Source organism: Micromonospora vulcania (assembly GCF_042658605.1).
GTDB lineage: Bacteria > Actinomycetota > Actinomycetes > Mycobacteriales > Micromonosporaceae > Micromonospora > Micromonospora vulcania.
Map to the genome: position 1 here is coordinate 58,603 of NZ_JBHSQS010000027.1, position 8,176 is coordinate 66,778.

General features: G+C 72.2%; 6 protein-coding genes. 1 reads left to right on the forward strand and 5 read right to left on the reverse strand.

What is annotated here, in order from left to right; genetic code table 11:
- Nucleotides 1-9 precede the first annotated feature (9 nt).
- The 5 genes from ACFQGL_RS28255 to ACFQGL_RS28275 all read right to left on the reverse strand — a co-directional run bounded on the left by ACFQGL_RS28255 (nt 10) and on the right by ACFQGL_RS28275 (nt 7,309).
- Complete coding sequence (locus ACFQGL_RS28255; RefSeq protein WP_377515606.1) at nt 10-2,220, reverse strand: bifunctional glycosyltransferase/CDP-glycerol:glycerophosphate glycerophosphotransferase; 2,211 nt, start codon at nt 2,218-2,220, stop codon at nt 10-12.
- Nucleotides 2,221-2,235: 15 nt separating this feature from the next.
- A complete protein-coding gene (locus ACFQGL_RS28260) occupies nt 2,236-4,296 on the reverse strand; it encodes a DUF5941 domain-containing protein (protein ID WP_377515607.1) in 2,061 nt (686 codons plus the stop codon).
- Nucleotides 4,293-5,039 (reverse strand): ABC transporter ATP-binding protein, encoded by a 747-nt coding sequence (locus ACFQGL_RS28265; RefSeq protein ID WP_377515608.1) that lies wholly within the window; start codon nt 5,037-5,039, stop codon nt 4,293-4,295. The genes ACFQGL_RS28260 and ACFQGL_RS28265 overlap by 4 nt, the downstream gene beginning before the upstream one ends.
- Nucleotides 5,040-5,867 (reverse strand): ABC transporter permease, encoded by an 828-nt coding sequence (locus ACFQGL_RS28270; protein ID WP_377515609.1) that lies wholly within the window; start codon nt 5,865-5,867, stop codon nt 5,040-5,042.
- 71 nt (nt 5,868-5,938) lie between these two features.
- The gene (locus tag ACFQGL_RS28275) at nt 5,939-7,309 is read right to left on the reverse strand and encodes an L-serine ammonia-lyase (RefSeq protein WP_377515610.1); all 1,371 of its coding nucleotides are present in this window, start codon (nt 7,307-7,309) and stop codon (nt 5,939-5,941) included.
- 414 nt (nt 7,310-7,723) lie between these two features.
- Between ACFQGL_RS28275 and ACFQGL_RS28280 the strand changes: the two genes are divergently transcribed.
- Nucleotides 7,724-7,933, forward strand: coding sequence for a PspC domain-containing protein (locus ACFQGL_RS28280; RefSeq protein WP_377515611.1), 210 nt, complete (start codon nt 7,724-7,726; stop codon nt 7,931-7,933).
- Nucleotides 7,934-8,176: the final 243 nt, after the last annotated feature.

Here is an 8,176-nt window from a genome sequence, read left to right on the forward strand (position 1 = left end):
GTGGCGCGATCAGCAGTTCGACGACGGCTCGGCCCGCTCGCCCAGGAACACCCGGCGTACCACCCGCTCGGCCGCACGCCCGTCGTCCAGCCCGCAGAACCGGCCCCGGAACCGCTCTCGGGCACTGTCCGCCGCCTCCGAGCGCACCGCGTCGGTACGGAACAGGTCGAGCAGCTCGGCGAAGGTGGTGGCCACCGCGCCCGGCGGCTCCGCCGTGACGTCGAAGTAGACACCCCGGGCCAGCCGGTACGCCTCCCAGTCCGGGGCGTAGAGCACGATCGGTCGGTCCAGTACCGCGTAGTCGAACATCGCCGACGAGTAGTCGGTGACCAGGACGTCGGCGACCAGGTAAAGGTCCTCCACCCGCTGGTGACCGCTGACGTCACGGACCCGCTCCCGGTCCACCGGACGCCGGTGGCGACGATCCCGGTCGTGGAAGTAGTGGCTGCGCATCAGCAACCGGCCGGAGTCGCCGAGCGCGTCGACGAGCCGGTCCGGGTCGAACGGTGGCCGGTAGCCGGGCAGGTGCTCGCGGTGCGTCGGCGCGTACAGGACCACCTGCTCGTCGGGGCGGAGGCCGAACTCCGCCCGCAGCCGGCGTACCTCGTCCGGGTCCGCGGTTACCAGCCGGTCGTTGCGCGGGTAGCCCACCTCCAGAGTGGTGTACGCGGCCGGGTACGCGCGGTCCCACATCTGGGTGGAGAAGCTGTTCGCGCTGACGCTGTAGTCCCAGCGGTCCACCCTGCGCAGCAGGCCCGCGAAGTCCATCCGGCCGGCACCGATCGGGTAACGCTGCTGGTCCAGCCCCATCACCTTCACCGGCGTGCCGTGGTGGGTCTGCACGTGCACCTGCTCCGGACGCTTGCGGACGAAGTCGGGGAAGTTGACGTTGTTGATCAGCCACCGGGCCCGGGCCAGCACCCGGTAGTACGCCGGGGTGCCGGCGACCACGTACTCGGCTCCGGCGGGCACGGCGTCCACCCGGTCCCGGCGCACGATCCACACCCCGCGTACCCCGGGGGCCAGCCGCCGGGCGACCTCGTAGATCGCCGCCGGGTTGCAGGAGTAACCCCGGTACCAGTAGGCCGCGTACACCGCGAGGGTCGGATCCACCGGGCGACGTAGCTCCGCGCGGTAGTACTCGCGCAGCAGCCCGTCCCGGGTCAGCCGGGCACTGCGCCGGGCGGCCGGGCCGACCCGACGCCGGGCGGTGCGGGCCCTGCGGCGGGCGGCGTCGCGGGCCCGACTGGCGGCCCGCAACGCGCTGAACGTCCGCCAGCGGCCGGCCGCGACCAGCCGGTGTTTGATCCCCTCCACCCCGTCCGGCACCGGGTAGCCCTCGGTCGGCAGCCAGCGGGCGTAGTCGGCGGTGATCTGCGCGAAGAAGGCCGGTCGCAACTCCGGGGCGATCCGCTGGCCGTTGCCGAGCACGGTCAGGTAGTGCCAGATCATCCGCTCGAAGACCGCCGGTCGCAGGTCGTCCGCCGTCGATCCCCAGTCGTCCATCAGGTGGAAGACCCGGTGCCACTGCGGAAAGACCTCGAAGTGCCGGTCGCCGCGGGTCCGGGTGATCGCCCCGGCCCGGCGCTGCCGGTAGTTGACGCAGACCCGGTCCAGTACGCCGATCCGCTGGGCCGCCATCAGCACCGGATAGCTGAACGAGACGTCCTCGTACCAGCCGGGTGCGAAGCGCAGACCCAGGTCCACCAGGAACTCCCGGCGGACCAGCCGGTTCCACGCGGTGTGCAGCAGTCGCATCGTCTCCGGCCGGTCCCGGAGCCGGAAGGTCGCCGTACCGGGCGTCTCCGGGAACACCTCGGCCATCGCGCTGTGGGTGGCGGTGTCGTTCCAGTGCGTCCGGACGTGGTCGACCAGCAGCACGTCCGGCCGGGTGGCGCGCAGTCGCTCGGCGACTTCGGGCAGGCACTCCGGTGCCAGCCAGTCGTCGCCGTCGAGGAACCAGACGTACTCGCCGACGGCCCGGTCCAGCCCGACGTTGCGGGCCGGACCGAGGCCGACGTTCTCCGGCAGCCGGACCGATCGGACCCGCTGGTCGCGGGCCGCGTACTCGTCGATGATCTCGCCGCTGGCGTCCGGCGAGCAGTCGTCGACGGCGATCACCTCAAGGTCGGTCTCCGGCTGACCGAGGATCGAGTCCAGGCATTCACGCAGGTAACCCTGCACCCGGAAGGCCGGGACCACGAAACTGATCAGGGTCATCCGGCCGTCCCTCCGTCAGCGCGGTGCGCCACCTCCCGCGACCGCCGACGCGGCCGACGCCCGCGCGACACGGGCCGGCCGCACGAACCAGGCCAGGACGACGCTCGCCACGAAAACCACGAGAAGGTACGCACCGAGTGTAGCCATGCCGATACTCGCTATTCCGGCAATCGCCACGAGCGCCAGCAGCACCGAACGCCCCTCCCAGCCCAGCGTGGCCAGGTGCAGCGGCGGTGCCGCCTGCCGCTTCTCCAGCCGGGCGGTCAGGTCGTAGTGGTGCACGGTGAGCACGAAGACGTAGCCGAAGATCAGCCACCCCGGCACACCGCCGACCACCCCGACCGCGATCGCGAACAGGTACTCGGCGGCCCGCAACGCGGCGGGCACCAGCCAGTCCAGTGGACCGTTGTGCGCGGCGCCGGCGCCCAGCCCACCGACCAGCAGCACCAGCAGCGCCACCGGCACCGCCCAGCGCAGCCCGTCGGGTGCGTCACCCAGCAGCGCCGCGACCAGCAGCACCGCCGGGCCCAGCGCGGCGATCACCGACAGGGTGAGCGGCCCCATCGGGCGGACCGTCGGCAGCCGGCGGGCCAGCGGGCCGTCGTCGCGGTGCAGGGTGGCGTCGACCGTGTCCAGCACCGGCACCCACATCCAGCGGGCCCGCAGCGTACGCAGCGCCCCGGTGTACGCGAAGGCCAGCGTGCCCCAGACCAGCACCGCGATCAGGCTGACCAAGGGGTTGAACAGCGCCACGGTCAACGCGATCAGCGCCCACCGCTCGCCGATCGGGAAGACCACGGTCCGCTTCAACCAGTACGACAGCGAGCCGGTGTCCGCCTGCACCCGGGTCGACGCGGCGTTCAGCCGATCACCGATCCCGCCACTGGCACCCGACGCCGAACGGGGCCGGCGGGCCGCCTCGTCGTGCAGCACCCCGTACCAGGTGTCGGTCATGTGCCGGACGGTCTGCAACGTCATGGCGGCGATGGCCAGCGCCCAACCGTTGCCCAGCCCGGCGTGGCTCACCCCGAAGCCCAACCCGGCATAGACCAGGTACTCCTTGGCCCGGTCGGCCATCGTGTCGAGCCAACCGCCCCAGGCGCTGAAGTGTCGGGTGTAACGGGCCAGTTGGCCGTCCACGCAGTCCAGCACGAAGCCGAGGTAGAGCAGCACCGCGCCGCTGACCAGCGCGGGTCGTCCGCCGACGCCGAACAGCACCGCGGCGGCCAGCGCGAACAGCACCGAGATCACCGTCACCCCGGTCGGGGTGAGCCGGAGCCGGGCCGCCACCCGGACCACGTACGGCGACCAGGTGCTGACGAAGTACGTGGAGAAGAAGTCGTCCTTCTCCTTCACCGAGAGCCGCAGCTCGGCCCGGTCCTCGTCGACCGCGGTCACCGCCGCCTCGGCGGCGGACAGGCCGGCCGCGTCGTCGACCCGGTGCGCCACGAGCAGGCGTACCCGTTGCGCGAAGATCAGGGTGCCCAGCGCGGCGAGGCCGGCGACGAGCCGGTCCACGGCGGACCCGGGGTTACCGGCCGCGACCGACCCGAGCGGCCCGCCCCCGCCGACCAACGGCAGTGGTGCGACGTCCCCGGCCGGGCCGAGTGGGCTGGCGACGGGCAGCATGCCGGCCGCCGCGGCACGCGCGGCGGCGGCCAGGGTCGGCAGGTCGTCCACGCCGACCCGCAGCGCCCCGCCGAACACGCCGGTCGCGTCGCCGTCGAGCGCGTCCAGCGCGCCGGCGTCGACGACCTGGCCACGCTCTTCGCGTACGGCGGCCCGCCCGGGCACCGGCGGGTCGCTCAGCACCAGCGCGACCGTCGGCCCCACCGGGCTGGTGGCCAGGTGCCGCAGCACGGCGGTGTGCGCCACCAGGTCGGTGCCGGTGACCAGCAGCGGGCCTCGGGCGGTGTCGGCCAGCGCGGCCAACTCGTCGAGGCTGGCGGCGAAGCGGACCTCGTCCGCCCCGGCACGGCGCAGCTGGTCGGCGAGCCGATCGGCCAGGGGCTCGCCGGTCGCGGTGGTCAGGCCCGCCCCGGGCGTCCCGGCGGCGAGCACGATCGCGAGCGTCACCGCGGGACCGCGGCGTGGTAAGCGTCGAGCGCCTCGGCGATGGTGCCGTCCAGCGTCAACCGGCCCGCGTCGAGGTACAAGCCCCGACGGCAGAACCGGGTCAGGTCCTTCTCGTTGTGTGAAACCAGCACCAAGGTGCGCCCCTCCCCGAGCAGACGATCAATCGTCGCGTAACACTTCTTGCGGAACTCCGCGTCCCCGACCGCGGTCACCTCGTCCATCAGCAGCACCGGGTGCGGCAGGTGCGAGATGATCGCGAAGCCGAGCCGTACCTTCATCCCCGACGAGTAGTGCCGCACCGACGTGTCGATGGCCCGTTCCACCTGCTCACCGGCGAACGAGACGATCTCGTCGAAGTGCCGCCGCAGGTAGCCCGTCGACAGGCCGTGCAGGCCACCGACCAGGTGCAGGTTCTCCCGGCCGGTCAGTTCGTTGGAAAAGCCGGCAGAGAGCTCCAGCAGCGGAGCCACCGCGCCGTGCACCCGGATGCTGCCCTCGTCCGGGATGAGCACCCCGGCGATCAGCCGCAGCAGGGTGCTCTTGCCGGTGCCGTTGCGACCGATCACCCCGACGGTCTCGCCCGGCTCGACGGTGAACGACACGTCGCGCAGCGGCCAGAACTGACCGGGCAGCGCGCCGCGCCCGCCCCGGTGGATGAACAGCTCCCGCAGCCGCAGCTGGCGACGACGGTTACGGACGAACCGGATGCCCAGGCCGTCGGCCTCGATGATCGGCGCGGCCACTCAGAGTTCCTTGAGCACGGCGGGCTCCAACCGGCGGAACGACCACCAGCCGGCCGCCAGCACCAGCAGGCTGCCGACGATCGTGGTGGCCAGCAGCCGGACGCCCGGAAACTCGTCCGGGTACCAGATCGCGTGGTGCAGCTGGAAGATCCCGACCAGCGGATTCAGCTCGTACGCCACCTTCAGCCAGCCGGGCAGCCCGGACTCCCGGACCAGGCTGAGCGGATAGATGATCGGCGTGGCGTAGAAGAGCACCCGGATGGCCAGCCGCATGAACCGCTCCACGTCGCGCATCAGCACGTTCCACGCGGACAGCAGCAGGGCGAGCCCGATCAGCAGCGCCGCCTGGATGGCCACCGCGAGCGGCAGGGCGAGCAGCGACCAGCCCGGATGGACCCGGCCGTGCGCCACGTAGACCACCGCGATGGCGATCAGGATCGGCAGGCCCGCCGCGTACTCGGCGAACCGCCCGGTGACCCGCCCGATCGGGAAGACCTGGCGCGGCACGTTCATCGTGGTGATCAGCCGGGACTGGCCGGTCAGCGCGTTGGTCGCCTCGCTCAGCGCCGAACTGGTCCACATCCAGGCGAAGATTCCGGTGATCAGGAACAGCGGGTACGACTCGGCCGCCTCGCCGAGGTGCCGCCCGGTGTCCTGGGAGTAGAGCACGCCGAAGACGAACCAGTAGATGGCGCCCATCCCGAGCGGCTCGATCAACGACCAGAAGTAGCCGAGCACCGACTGCTGGTACTTGACCGCCAGGTCCCGCCTGACCAGGATGCGCAGCGAGTTGCGGTGCGACCACAACGCCACGACGCCAGAGGTCACCGGTGCCTCCCGCCTCCTGAAACGGACGACAGGTTAGCAGTCGGTGAACGATTGCCCCGAATCGGCCAGACTCAGCATTCGATCACGTTGACGGCCAGACCGCCGCGTGCCGTCTCCTTGTACTTGACCTTCATGTCGGCGCCCGTCTCCCGCATGGTCTTGATGACCTTGTCCAGCGACACCGCGTGCACCCCGTCGCCGCGCAGCGCCAGCCGGGCGGCAGTGATCGCCTTGATGCTAGCCACCGCGTTCCGCTCGATGCAGGGGATCTGCACCAGGCCACCCACTGGGTCGCAGGTCAGACCCAGGTTGTGCTCCATCCCGATCTCCGCGGCGTTCTCCACCTGCTGTGGGGTGCCGCCGAGCGCCTCGGCGAGCCCGGCCGCGGCCATCGAGCAGGCCGAGCCGACCTCGCCCTGGCAGCCGACCTCCGCGCCGGAGATCGACGCGTTCTCCTTGAACAGCACGCCGATCGCGCCGGCCGCCAGCAGGAACCGCACCACGCCGTCCTCGGACGCATCCGGCACGAACCGGGTGTAGTAGTGCAGCACCGCCGGGATGATCCCGGCCGCGCCGTTGGTCGGTGCGGTGACCACCCGGCCGCCAGCGGCGTTCTCCTCGTTCACCGCGAGGGCGAACAGCGTCACCCAGTCCATCGCCCGCAGCGGGTCGGTGGTCCCGGTGTCCGCCTCCAGGCTGCGCCGCAGCTCCGCCGCGCGCCGCCGGACCTTCAACCCACCAGGGAGTACGCCGTCGCGCGCGCAACCGCTCTCCACGCACTCCCGCATGACCCGCCAGATCTCCAGCAGGCCGGCCCGGATCTCCGCCTCACTGCGCCAGGAACGCTCGTTGGCCAGCATCACCTCGCTGATCGAGAGGCCGGTGGCGGTGGTCTGCTCCAGCAACTGCGCGCCGGTCAGGAAGGGGTACCGCACCTGCGTGCTGTCCGGCTTGATCCGATCCGCGCCGGCCGCCGCCTCGTCCACCACGAAGCCGCCACCGACCGAGTAGTAGGTGCGGCTGCGCAGCTCCGCGCCGGTCCCGTCGTACGCCACGAAGGTCATCCCGTTCGGGTGGTACGGCAGCGACCGCCGGCGGTGCAGCGTCAGGTCCCGGTCCGGGTCGAAGTCGATCTCGTGCGCGTCCAGCAGGCTGATTCGCCGCTCGGCGCGGATCCGCTCGACCCGAGGGCCGACGGTGTCCGTGTCGACCGTCTCCGGCGCCTCGCCAGCCAGCCCGAGCAGGACCGCCCGATCGCTGCCGTGGCCGTGCCCGGTCGCTCCCAGCGAGCCGAACAGCTCGGCCTGTACCCGCGCCGTGTCGGCGAGCAGCCCGTCGGCCTTGAGCCCGGACACGAAGGTACGGGCGGCCCGCATCGGCCCCACCGTGTGCGAGCTGGAGGGCCCGATACCGACGCTGAAGAGGTCGAAAACACTGATCATGGCTGCGCTTCCTCGCCGTCGGCCCGTCGTACGGGATCCGGCCCGGTCGTGGCCGTCCGGTCGGGCGGCCGTCGGCCACCCGGGGTGTGGGTGCCCAACCAGCGAGCCTACCCGTCCAGCTCACTGACCCACGATCGTGCTCGATCCAGGATCTAGTGGCCTCCTCGCGCGCCCGATGCCACTACATCCTGGATCGAGCGTGCTGGAGCGGGCTGGGCCGGCGGAGCCCGCCGCCGGGGGCGCGGCGGGGGCACGGCGGGGGCGCAGCGGGGGCGCGTCGGCGCGCTGCCGCACGGGTAAGTACCTACGGGTCCACGGGGTGCCGATCCTCCTCGGGACCGAGGGCGAGGTGGTCGCGCCTTCCTACCGTGGATTACAGACGCGGCGTTACCGCCGCAGAGTGGGAGTACGACGATGAGTCGCAAACTGGTCCGGCCCCGCCAGGGGCGCATGCTCGCCGGTGTCTGTGCCGGCCTCGGTCAGCGGTTCGGCATGTCCGCCGGCATGGTCCGGCTGCTGTTCCTGCTGTCGCTGCTGCTGCCCGGCACCCAGGTGATCGTCTACCTGATCCTCTGGATCCTCATGCCGAACGAGGACCGCTACCTCGCCTCCACCAACCACTAACCACCCCCGCCCGTCCTCGGCCGAGGAGCACCCCGCCCCGGGCGGAGCCCCTCGGCCTTGGCCGAGAACCGACCCGCCCCGCCCGAGCGGCCGACCAGCACCCCGCCCCGGGCGGAGCCCCTCGGCCTTGGCCGAGAACCGACCCGCCCCGCCCGAGCGGCCGACCAGCACCCCGCCCCGGGCGGAGCCCCTCGGCCTTGGCCGAGAACCGACCCGCCCCGCCCTAGCGGCCGACCACCACCC

Bases quoted from the DNA above. Each gene is read 5' to 3' on its own strand.
- ACFQGL_RS28275 (WP_377515610.1), bottom strand. From the start codon at position 7,309: ATGATCAGTGTTTTCGACCTCTTCAGCGTCGGTATCGGGCCCTCCAGC.
- ACFQGL_RS28255 (WP_377515606.1), bottom strand. From the start codon at position 2,220: ATGACCCTGATCAGTTTCGTGGTCCCGGCCTTCCGGGTGCAGGGTTAC.
- ACFQGL_RS28280 (WP_377515611.1), top strand. From the start codon at position 7,724: ATGAGTCGCAAACTGGTCCGGCCCCGCCAGGGGCGCATGCTCGCCGGT.